The organism is Pseudomonas sp. HB05, assembly GCF_016756915.1.
In the GTDB taxonomy this organism is placed as follows: domain Bacteria; phylum Pseudomonadota; class Gammaproteobacteria; order Pseudomonadales; family Pseudomonadaceae; genus Aquipseudomonas; species Aquipseudomonas alvandae.
The window spans coordinates 207,293-224,618 of record NZ_JAESPG010000005.1; the positions used below are offsets into that span (position 1 = coordinate 207,293).

Here is a 17,326-nt window from a genome sequence, read left to right on the forward strand (position 1 = left end):
GGCCTCGTGACCACAGATTTTGTGTCCACAGCAGATCCAATGTGGGAGCGAGCTTGCTCGCGAAAGCGATAGGCCAGGCACTACAAAACTGTCTGGCTCATCGCCTCACCTGCTTCAACGTCTCGGCAATCAAGAACGCCAGCTCCAGCGACTGATCGGCATTCATCCGCGGGTCGCAGTGGGTGTGGTAGCGATCCGATAGGCCGTCTTCGGTGATCGGTCTCGCGCCACCGATGCATTCGGTGACGTTCTGTCCGGTCATCTCGATGTGGATACCGCCGGCATAGGTGCCTTCGGCTTCATGGACCTGGAAGAACTGCTTCACTTCGCCCAGGATCTGCGCAAAATCCCGGGTCTTGTAGCCGCTGCTGGCCTTGATGGTGTTGCCGTGCATCGGATCGGAGCTCCACAGCACCTGCTTGCCCTCGCGCTGCACCGCGCGCAGCAGTTGCGGCAGGTGATCGCCGACCTTGTTGGCGCCCATCCGGGCGATCAGGTTCAGCCGGCCCGGGTCGTTGTCCGGGTTGAGCACGTCGATCAGGCGGATCAGGTCGTCAGGGTTCATGCTCGGGCCGACCTTGACCCCGATCGGGTTGTTCACCCCGCGCAGGAACTCGACATGCGCGCCGTCCAACTGACGGGTGCGGTCGCCGATCCACAGCATGTGGGCCGAACAGTCGTAATAATCATTGGTCAGGCTGTCGCGACGCACGAAGGCTTCTTCGTAATTGAGCAGCAGCGCCTCGTGGGCGGTGAAGAAGCTGGTTTCGCGCAGTTGCGGCGAGCTGTCCATGCCGCAGGCGCGCATGAACGCCAGGGTTTCGTCGATGCGGTCGGCCAGGTGGCTGTATTTTTCCGCCAGGGCCGAGTTGGCGATGAAATCCAGGTTCCACTTGTGCACCTGGTGCAGATCGGCAAAGCCGCCCTGGGCGAAGGCGCGCAGCAGGTTCAAGGTGGCGGTGGACTGGTGATAGGACTGCAACAACCGCTCCGGGTCCGGCACGCGGCTTTTTTCGTCGAAACCGATGCCGTTGACGATGTCGCCGCGATAGGCCGGCAACGTTACCCCGTCAATGGTTTCATCGTTGGCCGAGCGTGGCTTGGCGAATTGCCCGGCCATGCGCCCGACCTTGACCACCGGGCAACCGGCGGCAAACGTCATGACGATCGCCATCTGCAAGAGCACCTTGAAGGTGTCGCGGATCTTGGCGGCCGAGAACTCGGCAAAGCTCTCGGCACAGTCGCCGCCTTGCAACAGGAACGCCCGGCCCTGGGTCACCTCGGCGAACTGACGGCGCAACTCCCGGGCTTCACCGGCAAACACCAATGGCGGATAACTGGCCAGGGTCTGCTCCACCTGCGACAGGTGCGCGGCGTCGGGGTAGCGGGGTTGTTGCTGGATCGGCAGGGCGCGCCAGCTGTCAGGGCTCCAGGGTTGGCTCATCATGATCTCTAGGTGGTTTACGCTCGGGCGCTCATGTTATCAGCAAATTAGTGCGTGACCTGTTCCGCTTGCTTCGCGGACAATCGCGCCTTTGCCCCGTATACGCAGGCCCAGGCCCGCCCGGCAACATCAGGAGATGAAATGACAGAGGAGCGCGTCGAGCATTTGCTCGCCGAGGTGCACGACGAGTTCGGCATGATCCGCGTGTTCGAAGTGGCCGATTACCGGTTTCTCGAATTCGGCGATGCCATTGAGCAGAGCTGCGTGTTCACCGCCGACCCGAGCTGGCTCGAATATGACTACACCCGCGCCATGCTCATCGGTGCGTTGTGTCATGAGCAGCCGGAAAGCGCGTTATTCCTGGGGTTGGGCGCTGGGACGCTGACCCAGGCCTGTCTCAAGTTCCTGCCGTTGGAAGATGTCGAGGCGATCGAGCTGCGCCCCGACGTGCCGCGCCTGGCCATTGAATATCTTGGGCTGGATGACGATCCGCGTTTGTACATTCGCGTCGGCGATGCCTTGGAATTGCTTGAAACGGCAGAGCCGGCGGACCTGATTTTTGTCGACCTCTATACCGACGTCGGTCCCGGCGTAGGCCATCTGGCCTGGGGGTTCCTGGAAAACTGCCAGAAGCGCCTCAACCCCGGCGGCTGGCTGGTGATCAACCAATGGGCGACCGATGACGGCAAGCCCTTGGGCGCCGCGCTGTTGCGTGGTCTTTATCATCGGCATTATTGGGAGCTGCCGGTGAAGGAGGGCAACGTGATCCTGATCGTGCCGGCGGACCTCGACCAGGAGCTGGATATGGACGGGCTGGTTGCCCGGGCCGAAGGATTGGCGCCGCGGTTGGGTTATTCGTTGCAGTCGTTGATCAAGGCCATCCGCCCGGCGACGTGACACGAACCCAGGGCACAACGAAATTCCTGTGGCGAGGGGATTTATCCCCGCTGGGTCGCGAAGCGACCCCTAAAGCTCGCTCACGCATCGGTAGCTCAGGTATTTTGGGGCCGCTTCGCAGCCCAGCGGGGATAAATCCCCTCGCCACAATAGAGTTCATCCCATCCGAAGATGAATCGTTTTAGCTGACGCCCCCAACGGCTATTGCACAGAGCTCCGCCACACCTTCCGTCGATAAAAAAATCTCCCTTTTTTGGCGAATTCCGGTATAGTGCGCGCCGGCCTTTAGCCGGGCCGCGTCAAGGTAGCGCAATTCCCCGAAGCCAGCTTCGGTTGCATGTCCGCACAACGGATGCTTCCGCGACGTTCTTTTTCATTCATTCGTTTTCGCAAATCCCCGCCGACAAAGCTGCCAGGGCGACTCTTGAGTCTCAACACGGCATGCGCAGCTTTGGAGCATGGGTCTTTGCGGATGCACTTAGAGGCAGACCCATGACCCAGGAAATCGGCGGCTTCGCCGCTCTTGAACTTCATCCCAATATTGTCGCTGCAGTAGTCGCTACCGGCTATGAAGAGCCTTCGGCCATTCAGCAGCAGTCGATCCCGATCATTCTCGCCGGTCACGATATGATTGGTCAGGCGCAAACCGGTACGGGTAAGACCGCCGCGTTCGCACTGCCGATCCTGCACCGCATTGATCCGTCCAAGCGCGAGCCGCAAGCTCTGATCCTGGCCCCAACTCGTGAGTTGGCGCTACAAGTTGCAACCGCTTTCGAAACCTACGCCAAGCAAATGCCAGGCGTGACTGTTGTGGCTGTCTACGGCGGCGCGCCGATGGGCCCACAACTGAAAGCAATCCGTAATGGCGCACAGATCGTTGTCGCCACCCCGGGCCGTCTGTGCGACCACCTGCGTCGCGACGAAAAAGTCCTCGCCACCGTGAACCACCTGGTTCTCGACGAAGCGGACGAAATGCTCAAGCTGGGCTTCATGGACGACCTGGAAGTCATCTTCAAGGCCATGCCTGAGACCCGCCAGACTGTCCTGTTCTCGGCCACCTTGCCACAATCGATCCGTGCCATCGCCGAACGCCACCTGCGCGATCCGAAGCACGTGAAGATCCAGAGCAAGACCCAGACCGTCACCGCGATCGAGCAGGCTCACCTGCTGGTTCACGCCGACCAGAAGACCTCCGCTGTCCTGAGCCTGCTGGAAGTCGAAGACTTCGACGCCCTGATCATGTTCGTGCGTACCAAGCAAGCGACCCTGGACCTGGCCAGCGCCCTGGAAGCCAAAGGCTACAAAGCCGCTGCGCTGAACGGTGACATTGCCCAGAACCAGCGTGAGCGCGTCATCGACTCCCTCAAGGATGGCCGCCTGGACATCGTTGTGGCGACCGACGTTGCTGCCCGTGGCCTGGACGTTCCGCGCATCACCCACGTGTTCAACGTGGACATGCCGTACGATCCGGAATCCTACGTGCACCGTATCGGCCGTACTGGCCGCGCCGGTCGCGAAGGTCGCGCGCTGTTGCTGGTTACCCCGCGTGAGCGCCGCATGCTGCAAGTGATCGAGCGCGTGACTGGCCAGAAGGTGGCTGAAGTTCGCCTGCCGGACGCCCAGGCTGTTCTCGATGCGCGCATCAAGAAACTGACCAACAGCCTGTCGCCGCTGGTGGCTGACGCCGAATCGACCCACGGTGATCTGCTCGATCGCCTGACCGCCGACATCGGTTGCACCCCGCGTGCCCTGGCCGCTGCCCTTCTGCGCAAGGCCACCAACGGCCAAGCGCTGAACCTGGCTGCGATCGAGAAGGAACGTCCGCTGGTGCCGAACAACGCACCGCGTGGCGACCGTCCTGAGCGCAGTGGCGATCGTCCGGACCGTGGTGATCGCGAGCGTCGTGCACCGATCCCGTTGGCCGAAGGCCGTGCCCGTTGCCGTACCGCGTTGGGCGCTCGTGACGGCATTGCCGCCAAGAACCTGCTCGGCGCGATCCTCAACGAAGGCGGCCTGGCCCGCGAAGCTATCGGTCGCATCCAGGTGCGTGACAGCTTCAGCCTGGTGGAATTGCCGGAAGATGGTCTGGAGAAGTTGCTGACCAAGCTCAAGGACACCCGCGTGGCCGGCAAGCAGCTCAAGCTGCGTCGCTACCGCGAGGATTGATCGACCTGCGGGTTGATTGACCGAGCATGAAAAATCCCCGACTGGTTCGGGGATTTTTTTTGCCTGTCGTGTGGTGTTTTTTCAGTGCGAGCGGCGGGGAGACCCCTCGCGAGCAAGCTCGCTCCCACAGGGGATTTGTGAGCGCCGAAGACCCAATGTGGGAGCGAGCTTGCTCGCGATTGGCGCGACTCGGTTTGCGATCAGTCGAACCGATAGATGTCCATCCCCAGCGTCCCCATCGTGAACCCCGCATGGGCAACGCTGAATGTCCCCCCAGCCCCTCGGGCAAAATACAGCGGCAACAAATGCTCATCGCTGGGATGGCTGCGCACGGCATTGGGCGCCTGGCGGCGATAGTCGTGCAGCGCCACCTCATCGTTCGACGCCAGTTTGGCGACTATCCAATCGCGAAACGCCTTGGCCCAGGGTTCGACGGTTTCAGGGCCGGCGTTCCAATCCAGGTCCCGCAGGTTATGCGTAATGCTTCCGGAACCGATCACCAGCACCCCTTGTTCCCGCAGGCTCGCCAATGCGCGGCCGACTTGCGTTTGCAGCGTCGGGCCTTGATGGCTGGGCAAGGAGACCTGCACCACGGGAATATCGGCCTCGGGATACATCAACGACAGCGGCACCCAGACGCCATGGTCGGATGACCGCTTAGAGTCGAGGCGTGCCGGCAGATGCGCGGCGTTGAGCATGTCTGCCACCTGTTCCGCCAGTCGAGGGTCGCCAGGCGCCGGGTATTGCACTTCATACAGTGCCGGTGGAAACCCGCCGAAGTCATGCCAGGTGCGCGGTCGCGGGTTGGCGCTGACCAGCAGTTCGTCGCTCTCCCAATGAGCCGAGACAATGACGATCGCCTTTGGCCTGGGCAGTTGCGCGGCGAGGCGAACCAACGCAGGGCCGCTTTCGCCGGGCTCCAGGGCGAGCATCGGTGAGCCATGGGAAATAAACAGGCTGGGCAGCATGGACGGGCTCCTGAGCGTTAAGATGTGCCATCTTCTGTCAGGTCAATGATCAAAATCTAATATAAGTTTTAACCTGTTTTGATCGAATTTATGGAGCGAACCCCATGGACCCCGAGTTTTGGCACAAGCGTTGGTCAACCAACCAGATCGGCTTTCATCTGCCGGAGGTGAACCCTTATCTGCAGCGTTTCTGGCCCCAATTGGGATTGCCCGAAGAGACTCGAGTGTTGGTGCCCCTGTGCGGCAAGACGCTGGATCTGATGTGGTTGGCGCAACAAGGTTTTTCCGTGCTCGGAATTGAGCTGTCAGAGAAAGCCGTCACTGATTTTTTCCAGGAGCATCAGCTTGAGCCGAACGTGAGCGAGGAGGGCGCCTTCAAGATATTTCGTGCCGGTGCCATCGAAATCCGCTGCGGTGATTTCTTTGCGCTGACGCCTTTGGACGTGGCCGATTGCGCGACGTTGTATGACCGCGCTGCATTGATCGCATTGCCTGCGCCGATGCGCGAGCGGTACGTGGCGCATTTGCTGAAAATATTGCCAGACTGCGTCGGGCTGTTGATTACCCTCGATTACAACCAGGACGAAATGCCTGGGCCGCCGTTTTCCGTTGGGCATGAAGAAGTGCAGCGGTTGCTGGGTGGCGCTTGGCGTCTGGAGATTTTGCAGGAGCAGGATGTGCTTGGGGAGAGCTGGAAATTCTTGCAGGCGGGGGTGAAGCGGTTGGATGAACGGGTGTATCTGATTTCCAGGCGTTGATGTGTCGCGTTTGTGCCAGGCGAGGTTGCAGATGAATTGGCAACCGAAAAAAAGCCCGCATTGCTACGGGCTTTCCTTTTGCGACTCTAGCGATCAACCACGGCGACGCAGCGCGTCAATTCGCTCTTCCAGTGGCGGGTGGCTCATGAACATGCGCGCCAGGCCCTGCTTGATGCCACCGTTGATACCAAAGGCGTTCAAGGTGTCGGGCATGTGCACCGGCAGGCCTTGTTCCGCGCGCAGGCGCTGCAGGGCGCCGATCATCGCGCTGGTGCCCGCCAGGCGTGCACCGGCGTCGTCTGCGCGGAACTCGCGTTTGCGCGAGAACCACATGACGATGGCGCTGGCGAGGATGCCCAGGACCAGTTCGGCGAAAATGGTCGCCACGTAGTAGGCGATGCCCTGGCCTTCTTCGTTCTTGAAGATCACCTTGTCGACGAAGTTGCCGATGATGCGGGCAAAGAACATCACGAAGGTGTTCACCACGCCCTGGATCAGCGCCAGCGTAACCATGTCGCCGTTGGCGACGTGGCCAATCTCGTGGGCCAGCACGGCCTTGACTTCATCCGGCGAGAAGCGTTCGAGCAGGCCCTGGCTGACGGCGACCAGTGCGTCGTTCTTGTTCCAGCCGGTGGCGAAGGCGTTCGCCTCGTAGGCCGGGAAGATCCCGACTTCGGGCATTTTGATCCCGGCTTCGCGAGACAACTGCTCGACGGTCTGCAGCAGCCATTGTTCGTGGCGAGTGCGCGGCTGGCTGATGATCTGGGTGCTGGTGCTCATCTTCGCCATCCACTTGGAGATGAACAGCGAGAACAGCGAACCGGCGAAACCGAACACCGCACAGAAGATCAGCAGCTGATTGAGGTTGAGATCAACCCCGTTGGCCGCCATGAACCCGTTGAAGCCAAAAAGGCTCAGGGTGATGCTGGCAATCAGCACGACCGCCAGGTTAGTGGCCAAAAACAGCAGGATGCGCATCATGGTGGTAGCAATCTCCTCATGCTAAAGATGTAGCGTTATGCGGGGTATATAAGGTGCTGCCGCGGGCTATTCAACTCGCCTACTATTTCAAACTGTGTCCTACAGCCGTCCTAAATGTTTGAAAGACTTTTCTGAAAGTGACTCTGGAAATGAGATCCGGCATCCGCGCCCCGCGAACGTTGCGTTGCGTCGACCATCCGCTCTCGAATCCCAGTGTAGAAGGCCTGGTGGCGCTCACAGAACGGATGTGTTGCTGAATCAGACAGCGTGCGAGGTGAGGGGCCTCGCACGCTGGCTGGATCATTGGCGGTAGGACTTGAGGAAATTGCCGATGCGGCCGATGGCCTGGTCCAGGTCATCGACCCGCGGCAAGGTCACGACACGGAAATGGTCCGGCCATGGCCAGTTGAACGCCGTGCCCTGGACGACCAGCAGTTTTTCCGAGAGCAGCAGGTCCAGGACGAATTTTTCGTCGTTGTGGATAGGGCAGACTTTCGGGTCGATCCGGGGGAAGGCATACAAGGCGCCCATTGGTTTGACACAGCTGACGCCAGGAATGTCGTTGAGCAGTTCCCAGGTGCGATTGCGTTGTTCCAGCAGCCGCCCCTGGGGCAGGACCAGGTCGTTGATGCTCTGGTAGCCACCCAGTGCGGTCTGGATTGCATGCTGGCTCGGCACGTTGGCGCACAGGCGCATGTTGGCCAGCATGTCGATGCCTTCGATGTAGCTCTGGGCGTGATGCTTGGGCCCGGAGATGGCGATCCAGCCGGAGCGGAAGCCCGCCACCCGGTAGGATTTGGACAAGCCATTGAAGGTCAGGCACAGCAAGTCCGGCGCCAGGGAGGCGGTGCAGACGTGAACGGCGTCGTCGTAGAGGATCTTGTCGTAGATCTCGTCGGAAAACACCACCAGGTTGTGCTGGCGGGCCAATTCCAGCATGCCCAGCAGCACTTCCCGGGAATAGACGGCGCCGGTCGGGTTGTTCGGGTTGATGATCACCAGGGCCTTGGTGTTCGGGGTGATCTTGGCCTTGATGTCCGCCAGGTCAGGGAACCAGTTGGCCTGCTCGTCGCACAGGTAATGCACCGGGTTGCCACCGGACAGGCTCACGGCGGCGGTCCACAGCGGATAGTCCGGTGCCGGCACCAGCACTTCGTCGCCATTGTTGAGCAAGGCCTGCATGGACATGACGATCAGCTCGGACACGCCGTTGCCCAGGTAGATGTCTTCGATACCGATGCCTTCTACCTGCTTTTGCTGGTAGTACTGCATCACGGCCTTGCGTGCGCTGAACAGGCCTTTGGAGTCGCTGTAGCCTTGGGCGGTCGGCAGGTTGCGGATGACGTCCTGGAGGATTTCATCGGGCGCTTCGAAACCAAAGGGTGCCGGGTTGCCGATGTTCAGCTTGAGGATACGGTGGCCTTCCTCTTCCAGGCGTTTGGCGTGCTTGAGCACCGGGCCGCGAATGTCGTAGCAGACGTTGGCGAGCTTGTTCGATTTGCTGACCTGCATGGCGATGTGTTCCCGAAAATGAACGATCCAGGCGGCATATGAACTACCGTACTGGGGATCCTGCGTCTGTGCCCGGGCCGGACGCGGTAGATGCGCCACAATCCATTTGAATGCGCATGACGTGACTGCCAGACTGGCGCCTGACGAGGCGCAATCATACGTGCCGCCCGATCCGCGGAAAAGCGTCGGATCGGGCTTTTTCAATTGCCGAGGTAGGACGATGGAAAAGTTGCAGAAAACCCTTGAAGAATGGCGGGACATGCTCGACCCGGAGCAATACAACGTCTGCCGGCTCAAAGGCACCGAGCGACCGTTCTCCGGGAAATACAACGCGACCAAGACCGACGGTGTGTACCACTGCATCTGCTGCAACGAACCGCTGTTCGATTCGACGACCAAATTCGATTCGGGCTGTGGCTGGCCGAGTTTCTACGCGCCGATCGAAGGCAGCGCGGTGGTGGAAGTGCGGGATGTGAGCCATGGCATGATCCGCACCGAGGTGGTCTGCGCCAGATGCGATGCGCACCTGGGGCATGTCTTCCCGGACGGCCCGCCGCCGACCGGGCTGCGTTACTGCATCAACTCGGTGTGCCTGGATCTCGTGCCACGCGAGTAAAATTCTGCGCGGTCCTTTGTGGCGAGGGAGCTTGCTCCCGCTGGGCGGCGCAGCCGCCCCAAAACCGATTTGCCGGAGTTTGCCCAGACAGACCGCGTCCGCCGGGGGTTACGACGGCTGCGCCGTCGAGCGGGAGCAAGCTCCCTCGCCACAAAAGCCTCTCGGCACGTCGGTGTGTCCCGATAATTAAATTGCACACAATTTAATTGCTCGCTATCTTCGGCGTCCTAACTTCTTCAGGAGCCGCCCCCCATGACCGACAATCTGCTGAGCATCCCGTGCACCACCATCAAGGGCGAGCAAAAGACTCTCGCCGATTTCGCCGGCAAGGCTGTGCTGGTGGTCAATACCGCCAGCCAGTGCGGCTTCACCCCGCAATACAAAGGGCTCGAGGCGTTGTGGCAGTCCTACAAGGACCGGGGGCTGGTGGTGCTGGGCTTTCCCTGCAACCAATTTGGCAAGCAGGAGCCGGGCAATGAGGGGGCGATTTCCGAGTTTTGCGAACTCAACTTCGGCGTGAGCTTTCCATTGTTCAAGAAAATCGAGGTCAACGGTGCCAATGCCCATCCGCTGTTCGTCCAGCTCAAGCAGCGGGCGCCTGGCGTGCTGGGGTCCAAAGGCATCAAATGGAATTTCACCAAGTTCCTGATCGGCAAGGATGGCCAGGTGGTCAAGCGCTTCGCCCCGACCACCAAGCCCCAGGACCTCACCGCCGAGATCGAAGCCCTGCTCAAATGAACGATCTGTCAGTCGATTCGCTGAAGCTCGACAGCCAGCTGTGCTTCAAGCTGTATGCCGCGTCGCGGGCGGTGATTCGCGGCTACAAGCCGATGCTGGATCAGCTCGGCCTGACCTACCCGCAGTATCTGGCGATGCTGGTGCTGTGGGAATGGCAGGAAAACGCTCCGGAACAACCCACGGTCAAGGCACTGGGGGAGCGTCTACTGCTTGATTCCGGCACGCTGACGCCGTTGCTCAAGCGTTTGGAGCAACTTGAGTTGGTCCAGCGCCAGCGTTCAGCCCGTGATGAACGCGAGGTTCATTTGAGCCTGTCGGACAGCGGAAAGGCCTTGCGCGAGCAGGTCGGCCCGCTCAAGGCCCGTCTGCTCTGCGACAGCGGCATCGACCTGGATCGCGTAGGGGACCTGCGAGACAGCCTGGATCATTTGTTGGCCCAGATCAAAGCGCTGACGTAGTGGGCACCCACTGATCCAACAATGCCGCGAGCTCTTCGCGTCGGAACGGCTTGGACAGATAATCGCTCATGCCGGCGGCGCGGCAGCGTTCGCGTTCCTCGGGCATCGCATTGGCAGTCAGCGCGACAATTGGCAGGTTTAGCCAGCGCCCGCTGCGACGAATCTGCCGGCTGGCTTCATAACCGTCCATGACCGGCATGTTGCAGTCCATCAACACCAGATCGAAATCCTGCTGTTCGAGCTGGTCAAGGGCCTCGATGCCGTGGGCCGCGACGACGACCTCGCAGCCCAGTTTCACCAGCATGCCCTTGGCCACCAATTGGTTGACGGGGTTGTCTTCCACCAACAGCACTCGCCCGCGGCGCGAAGGCGCCAGCGCTTCGATCTGCGCGTCGTTGATGGTGGTCGCCTCGCTTTGCAGGGCGCGCCGCAATATCTGATAAAGCGCATGGCGCGCCAGCGGCCGGGCTTGTTGCAGCAAGGGGGCGAGGGCGGCCGCCTCTTCGCTGGGCATGAAGCTGCCGTAGGCTGTCACCAGCAGGATCGGCGCCGCGAAAGTCGGCCGCAGATTGAACAGGCATTCCGGGCAATCGGTGATCAGGATGTCGGGCTTGAGCCCCAGCAGCCCGTCATCCACGGAACGTTGTACATAGTCCAATCCCCAGCCGGGCACCAGCATTCCCAACAATTCGGCCAATCCGCTATTGGCAGTGGTAATGGCGACGACATTGCCACGCAAGGGCTCGATGGGCGCTGCGGGCGTGTGACAAGGCAGTGGCAGGTCTGCGCAGAATTGGCTGCCGAAGCCTGCCTCGGAGCTGATCGTCAACCGGCCTTGCATGGCTTCACAGAGGTTGTAGGTCAGTGCCAGCCCGAGCCCGGTGCCGCCGAACTGGCGCGTGATGCCGGCGCCAGCCTGGGTGAACGGCTGGAGGATCCGTGCCTGGGCTTCCTGGGGTATGCCGATGCCCGTGTCGCAGACCTCGATCCGCACGCCGCCTTCGTGTTGGCTCAAGCGCACGTCGACCCGGCCGAAGCGGGTGAACTTCAAGGCGTTGGACAGCAGGTTGCTGACGATCTGGCGAACGCGGGTCGGATCGCCCAATACCTGGGCGGGGAACTGCGGTTCGATCAGGCACGCCAGTTCGACGCTCGGCGCGGCATTTTGTGACAGCAGGTTGGCGGTGTCCTCGATCAGCGAGCCGAGGTCGAACGGTATGCGTTCGAGTTCCAGTTGGCCGGCGTCGAACTTGGACAGGTCGAGGATATCGTTGAGCAGCTCCACCAATACCTTGCCCGAGTCATGGGCAATCGAGAGCTGTTGCTGTTGTTCGGCGGTCAATGGACCGTCCAGGGACAACGCGATCATCCCGAGCAGTCCGTTGAGTGGCGTTCGGATTTCATGGCTCATGTTGGCCAGGAACGCGGAGCGGGCTTCGGCCATGTCCAGGGCGGTACGCCGGGCAATCTCCAGTTCATCGTTGGACTGGCTGAGGCGGGCATTGATGGCCTTGAGCTCGGCGGTGCGCGCCGAAACGATGTTTTCCAGTTGCGCCAGGTAATCGGTGAGGCGATTTTCAGCCGTGCGCCGTTGCTGTATTTCGGTCGAGATGTTTTCAAACTGCTGGTTGGCAACCGACACCAGCACGCCGATTTCGTCGTATTGGTGGCCGGTAGGGCATTCCAGGGGACTTTGCTCGCTGCTGCTCGGGTCGCGGCTGCTCAGCTCGCGGATGACCCGTACCAGTGGCTTGGTCAGCATGACGTAGAACAAGGCGAGCAGCAGGCCGGTCAGGATCAGGCTGCGGGCGAAACCGTTGAGCAGGGTGACCTCGGCCCGGCGCAGGAAGCGACTGCCGAAGGAATACGTATCGACATCCAGTCGCAGGATACCCAGGGACTCGTCAGGCAGATGGTTCAAATAGAGTCGGTCTTCGAACTGGCGTTGGGCGCCGAAAAGAAAGTCGCTGATAAAGCGGTAGTTGCTTTGCAGTTCAGGGCGCTTGACGCTCGCCAGCACCGTATTGTTGTTATCGATCAGTTCGGCGCCAATGATGGCCGGTGAACGCAACAGGCCCAAGGCCAGTTCCTGGGCGAGTTCGGCGTCAATGTTATAGGCGATGCGCGATGCCGGGTTGTGGCTGATTTCCAACAGGGACAGGATTTCACGGTTGATCGACGCGTCTTCGCTGGCATAATCGATGCCGATCTGCACCAGGCTTAACAACGTGCCCAGCACGAAACCCACCAGGACGGTCAGTCGGGCCTGCTTGTACGACAGCCGTTGGGTGAACCTGATATCCATGGAATGGTGAACCACTTACGTTTCCCTTCGCCGGTCAAGCATAGCTGATCATCTCTGAATACCGGTGCGACCGGTGAGTAGTGTCGTGTGAAACAGACCCGCCATCGGCTTCGTCGTTTCGTCGCTGTAGCGTCATCATTACCGTGAACCTGTCCGAGGAGAAGACGTGGACGCTCGATTAATTGCTTTTCTTGACCGCGCCGATGCGGTGCTGGCTCGCATAGAGCCGTTCTTGCCGGCGCCACGGCCCGCCATCGATTGGACGCAGACCCTGGCCGCGCGCTGGCAGCGTGACGGGCGCAGCGGTTTCCTGCTGCCGCTTGAAGTCAGTCTCGATATGCGGTTGTCGGACCTGATTGGCGTGGATCGCCAGGTTGAGCAGTTGGGCCGCAATACCCGGCAGTTCATCGACGGCATGCCAGCCAACCATGCGCTGCTGTGGGGATCGCGTGGCACGGGCAAGTCCTCCCTGATACGAGCCTTGCTGGCTGAACACGCCGGGCATGGCCTGCGGCTGATCGAGATCGAGCGTGATCACCTGGCCGATCTGCCCCGGGTGGTCGAACAGGTCGCCCAGTTGCCCCAGCGCTTCGTGGTGTTCTGCGACGATCTGTCGTTCGAGTCCGGTGAAGGCGATTATCGCGTCCTCAAGAGCGTATTGGACGGTTCCCTCGAACAGGCGCCGGATAACGTGCTGCTGTATGCGACGTCCAACCGGCGTCACCTGGTGCCTGAAAAGGAAAGCGACAACGAGAACTGGAAGCGGGTCGACGGCGAGCTTCACCCCAGCGAGGCCGTCGAAGACAAGATCGCCTTGTCCGACCGTTTCGGCTTGTGGTTGTCGTTCTATCCCTTTACCCAAGAGCATTTCCTCGACGTGGTAGAGCACTGGATCGGCACACTCGCCGCCAAGGCCGGGCTGGCCTGGCAACGTGACGAAGCGTTGGACATAGAGGCGGTCCGCTGGGCGACCGGGCGCGGCAACCGCAATGGACGGTGCGCCTATCAATTTGCCCGTTATTGGGTGGGCCTCAAGCTTCTGGAGCACAACGCATGATCGATTTGACGAACACCGGCGCAGGTCTCGAAGGCTACGGACTGCTGTCGGCGCAGCTGCAATCGTTGCTGGCGGATGAGCGCGATTTCATCGCCAACGCGGCGCAGTTCTCGGCGTTCCTGTTCAATCAGCTGGACGACTTGAACTGGGCCGGTTTTTACCTTAATCGCAACGAAGAACTGGTGCTGGGCCCGTTCCAGGGGCAGATCGCCTGTGTACGGATTCCCTTCGGTCGCGGCGTGTGTGGTGCCGCCGCCGCGACGCTCCAGACCCAGCGCGTCGAAGATGTCCACGCCTTCCCCGGGCACATCGCCTGCGACAGCGCCTCGAACAGCGAATTGGTCGTGCCGCTGGTCAAGGACGGGCGGCTGATCGGCGTGCTCGACCTGGACAGTCCGAAACTGGCGCGTTTTACCGAGCATGACCAGGCCGGCATCGAGCAATTGGCGGCGATATTCCTGCGTTTGACCGAGTGCTGATCACGCGTTCAATCCTGCCTTGGCCAACAGGCTGCCCGGATCGATATCATCGATCTGGCGCGGATCAAGATATTCCTCGGCGTAACGCAAGTAGATCCGCTCGTCGATGAACAGCTTGAAGAGCTCGCAATCGATATGGGCGTCACGGCACATGGTGGCCATGATGCCCAGGGCCTCGCTCAGTTTCTTGGCTTTTTTATATGGTCGGTCGGCCGCTGTCAGGGCTTCGAAGATATCGGCGATTGCCATCATTCGAGCCGGCAGGCTCATCTGTTCGCGCTTGAGTCGCTTGGGATAACCGGTGCCGTCCATTTTCTCGTGATGGCCGCCGGCGATCTCCGCGACGTTTTCCAAGTGGCTGGGGAAGGGCAACTGGCTGAGCATCAGGATGGTCTGGACCATGTGGTGATTGATCACATAACGCTCTTCGCGGGTCAGCGTGCCGCGCGTGACGCAGAGGTTGTAGAGTTCGCCGCGGTTGTATTTCCAGGTGGGCACGTCGAGCTGGAAGCCCCACGGATTGTCCGCCGGAATCAGCTCGGCCTCATGCCGCTCGAACAGGTGTTCGGGTTTGTCCGCCAACAATGATTCGGTGACGGGCAGCGTCGGTTTGGGGACGCGTGCCTGGCGGCGGTTTTCCTCCCAGGAAACACCCAGGCGATCATCCAGGGTGCGGGTCCAGGTGCGCTGGGCGATGTGTTGCAGGCGTTGCAGGTCATCGTCGGCCATGGCTTCGGAGCCCAGGTTGCAACGTGCGACGAAGGCGAAGTCATCATCCAGGGCCGCCAATGCCGCATCGCGGTGCCGGTCCAGGGATGACGCTTCGCCACCGCTTGCCAGCGCCTGCCAGTAATCGATCCAGGCATCGCGCTTGAGGACTTCGAAGCGGGTACGGACCTCATGGATGCGGTCGTTCAAGGTTTCCAGCTTGGTGGCTTTGTCCACCACGTACTCAGGCGTAGTGACCTTGCCACAGTCGTGCAGCCAGGCCGCTATGTGCAGCGCCTCCCATTCGTCTTCCGTCGGTCGATACCCTTCGAACGCAGGCGCCTGGCTGGCGGCTGCCGCTTGGGCGAGCATCAGCGTCAGCGCGGGCACTCGCTGGCAATGGCCGCCGGTGTAAGGGCTCTTTGCATCGATCGCGCCGGCGAGCAGTTGAATGAACGAGTCCAGCAGTTGCTTCTGCCTGGCTTGCAAGCGCTGGCTTTCGATGCTCACCGTCGCGGCGCCGGAGACGGCCTGCAGGAACGCGATGCGGTCTGGCTGGAGTTTTTCCAGGTCGGCGTCGGTGCCGCTGTCGCTGATCAACAGCACCAGCACGCCGACGGTTTCCTGGTGACGGTTGCGCAGATGAATGCCGATCAGGTGGACGCGTGGTGCGTCCATCGCCAGCAGCACACCGCGCAGATCGCCGGCCTGTTCGAAGCCAAGGGAGCACACCAGTGTTTCCGCGACAGTCAATCGTTGAAACCAATGGGGGCCGCTCGGAGCATTCAGCGTATAGCTTTGCAGTTCGAGCGTTTGCAGGTCCCGAGGGGTTCCGTCGATGACCAGTCCATACGGCTTGACTTGCTCGCCATCGTTTTCGCGCAGATAGATCAGCCCAGCCTGGGCCTGGCCGATTTTCACGGTCTCGAACAGCACCCGTTCCAAAAGCGGGGCGAAGCGGGTTTCGGCACGCAGGCTGGCGGTGATCTCGAAAAAGCTCGCCAGGGTCTCTTTCATGCGGGCCATGGAAACGCCCAACTGATCGACTTCCAGCACCGGGGAGCGACGGGACGCCGGGTAATCGAAGTCGAAGCTGCGAATCGCATCGGCCTCCTGCACCAAGGACCGTAACGGCTTGACCAGGATCCTTGAGGTCAGCCAGCCCAAGGGCAAGCACAGCAGCAAGGTGGCGAGGGTAATCAGGGCGCCTTGCCAGCGCATGCGATAGGCATCGGCCAATAACTCGTCTTCCGGCACCAGCAACGCCAGTTCCAGGCCTTGTGGCCCGCCCTCCTGCATGTGGCTGCGGGAAACGATCCATTGGCGACCCGCCGCCTCCAGGCGCGGCGTGTCGCTGTTTTCATCGAGCGCGGCGGCAATCGCCGGGTTCAGGTCGCGGGCCTTGATCAGCCTTGATGATTCCGTATCAACGATCAGTCGGCCGCTGTCTGGATAGCCCACCGCGTTGCCTTGAGGGTCGAGCAGGACGATCTCGGTGCCAGGGGTGACCTTGTGCTTGGCCAGCGTCTGGGACAGGGCGGCCAGGGTCAGGTCGGCACCGATGACCGCACGCTCGCCGCTGCGGCGGGCGAGGGTCGTGCCGATGTTCCGGGTGGAAAAGAACACATAGGGCTCGGTTGTAATCTGCTCCGCCGTTTCCATTGCGCTGCGAAACCAGCCCCGGCTGCGTGGATCAAAGGTTTCGTCGGGATTGTCTTGCTGGCCGACGAGCGTCAGGGCCTGGTCATAGAACAGCGATCGGGAGTGAACCTGGCCATCGCTCGTACGTTCCACGGTCCAGACCTGATACGTCGCGTCGGCCGGGGCCTTGAGGGCGGTTCTCAAGGTCCCGGTGCGTAATGGCCGAACCATCAGAAAGTCGCCATTGCGATCGCCCAGGTACAACGACGCCAGGTTCGGGTTGTCCCTCAGTGCCCGGCTGAAAGGCGCGAGCAGGGCCAATCGTTCCGCCATCCGGGGCTCGCGGGTGGCCGGGTAATCAGCCAGCAGGCCCAACAGATGACGGATCGGTTCGTAGGTGTCGTACAGGTCCACGCGCACATCCTGTTCGACGCGATTGAACAGTTTTTCGCTGCTGGACAGGATGATCTGGGTGGTTTGCTGGTAATTGAATATACCCAGCACCACGCCCGTCAGGAGCAAGAGCAGCGTGAACATCAGGCTGATATGGACGTGCAGGGGAAACCGGCGTTTTTCCGGACGCGGTGCGCTGGGCATT

General features: G+C 61.0%; 14 protein-coding genes. 8 read left to right on the forward strand and 6 right to left on the reverse strand.

Annotated features, from left to right (window positions below; translation table 11 throughout):
* Positions 1 to 97: 97 nt before the first annotated feature.
* Positions 98 to 1,444 (reverse strand): class II 3-deoxy-7-phosphoheptulonate synthase, encoded by a 1,347-nt coding sequence (locus JMN22_RS07965; protein ID WP_030141882.1) that lies wholly within the window; start codon positions 1,442 to 1,444, stop codon positions 98 to 100.
* Positions 1,445 to 1,585: 141 nt separating this feature from the next.
* Here JMN22_RS07965 and JMN22_RS07970 point away from each other — a divergent pair, with 141 nt between their 5' ends.
* Positions 1,586 to 2,341 (forward strand): spermidine synthase, encoded by a 756-nt coding sequence (locus tag JMN22_RS07970; RefSeq protein ID WP_030141883.1) that lies wholly within the window; start codon positions 1,586 to 1,588, stop codon positions 2,339 to 2,341.
* Between the two features lie 492 nt (positions 2,342 to 2,833).
* Positions 2,834 to 4,507 (forward strand): DEAD/DEAH box helicase, encoded by a 1,674-nt coding sequence (locus tag JMN22_RS07975; protein WP_030141884.1) that lies wholly within the window; start codon positions 2,834 to 2,836, stop codon positions 4,505 to 4,507.
* Positions 4,508 to 4,707: 200 nt separating this feature from the next.
* Here the strand turns inward: JMN22_RS07975 and JMN22_RS07980 are convergent, their stop codons facing one another.
* Positions 4,708 to 5,475 (reverse strand): DODA-type extradiol aromatic ring-opening family dioxygenase, encoded by a 768-nt coding sequence (locus JMN22_RS07980; protein ID WP_198797279.1) that lies wholly within the window; start codon positions 5,473 to 5,475, stop codon positions 4,708 to 4,710.
* Positions 5,476 to 5,579: 104 nt separating this feature from the next.
* Here JMN22_RS07980 and JMN22_RS07985 point away from each other — a divergent pair, with 104 nt between their 5' ends.
* The gene (locus tag JMN22_RS07985) at positions 5,580 to 6,233 is read left to right on the forward strand and encodes a thiopurine S-methyltransferase (protein ID WP_198797278.1); all 654 of its coding nucleotides are present in this window, start codon (positions 5,580 to 5,582) and stop codon (positions 6,231 to 6,233) included.
* A 93-nt stretch (positions 6,234 to 6,326) separates the two neighbouring features.
* Here JMN22_RS07985 and htpX read toward each other — a convergent pair whose 3' ends face one another.
* Together htpX and JMN22_RS07995 are read right to left on the reverse strand one after the other, a co-directional pair.
* Positions 6,327 to 7,214: a protease HtpX gene (gene htpX, locus JMN22_RS07990; protein ID WP_003199411.1), complete on the reverse strand. Its 888-nt coding sequence runs from the start codon at positions 7,212 to 7,214 to the stop codon at positions 6,327 to 6,329.
* A 300-nt stretch (positions 7,215 to 7,514) separates the two neighbouring features.
* The gene (locus tag JMN22_RS07995; protein ID WP_018603142.1) at positions 7,515 to 8,726 is read right to left on the reverse strand and encodes a pyridoxal phosphate-dependent aminotransferase; all 1,212 of its coding nucleotides are present in this window, start codon (positions 8,724 to 8,726) and stop codon (positions 7,515 to 7,517) included.
* Between the two features lie 220 nt (positions 8,727 to 8,946).
* On the opposite strand from JMN22_RS07995, the gene msrB reads away from it, so the two are divergent.
* The 3 genes from msrB (at position 8,947) to JMN22_RS08010 (ending at position 10,538) form a co-directional block, all read left to right on the forward strand.
* Positions 8,947 to 9,342, forward strand: a complete 396-nt coding sequence (gene msrB / locus JMN22_RS08000; protein ID WP_198797277.1) for a peptide-methionine (R)-S-oxide reductase MsrB — start codon at positions 8,947 to 8,949, stop codon at positions 9,340 to 9,342.
* Between the two features lie 252 nt (positions 9,343 to 9,594).
* A complete protein-coding gene (locus JMN22_RS08005; RefSeq protein WP_030141888.1) occupies positions 9,595 to 10,080 on the forward strand; it encodes a glutathione peroxidase in 486 nt (161 codons plus the stop codon).
* Positions 10,077 to 10,538, forward strand: coding sequence for a MarR family winged helix-turn-helix transcriptional regulator (locus JMN22_RS08010; protein WP_198797276.1), 462 nt, complete (start codon positions 10,077 to 10,079; stop codon positions 10,536 to 10,538). Before JMN22_RS08005 ends, JMN22_RS08010 begins: the two co-directional genes overlap by 4 nt.
* Here the strand turns inward: JMN22_RS08010 and JMN22_RS08015 are convergent.
* Positions 10,522 to 12,843, reverse strand: coding sequence for a hybrid sensor histidine kinase/response regulator (locus JMN22_RS08015; RefSeq protein WP_198797275.1), 2,322 nt, complete (start codon positions 12,841 to 12,843; stop codon positions 10,522 to 10,524). The two genes, JMN22_RS08010 and JMN22_RS08015, sit on opposite strands and share 17 nt — an antisense overlap.
* Positions 12,844 to 13,009: 166 nt before the next feature.
* Between JMN22_RS08015 and JMN22_RS08020 the strand changes: the two genes are divergently transcribed.
* Both JMN22_RS08020 and JMN22_RS08025 read left to right on the forward strand, forming a co-directional pair.
* Positions 13,010 to 13,900: an ATP-binding protein gene (locus tag JMN22_RS08020; protein WP_198797274.1), complete on the forward strand. Its 891-nt coding sequence runs from the start codon at positions 13,010 to 13,012 to the stop codon at positions 13,898 to 13,900.
* A complete protein-coding gene (locus JMN22_RS08025; RefSeq protein ID WP_030141893.1) occupies positions 13,897 to 14,379 on the forward strand; it encodes a GAF domain-containing protein in 483 nt (160 codons plus the stop codon). The genes JMN22_RS08020 and JMN22_RS08025 overlap by 4 nt, the downstream gene beginning before the upstream one ends.
* On the opposite strand, the gene JMN22_RS08030 is transcribed toward JMN22_RS08025, so the two are convergent.
* On the reverse strand, positions 14,380 to 17,325 hold the full coding sequence (locus JMN22_RS08030) for an HD domain-containing phosphohydrolase (RefSeq protein ID WP_198797273.1): 2,946 nt from the start codon (positions 17,323 to 17,325) through the stop codon (positions 14,380 to 14,382).
* Between the last annotated feature and the right edge of the window lies 1 nt (position 17,326).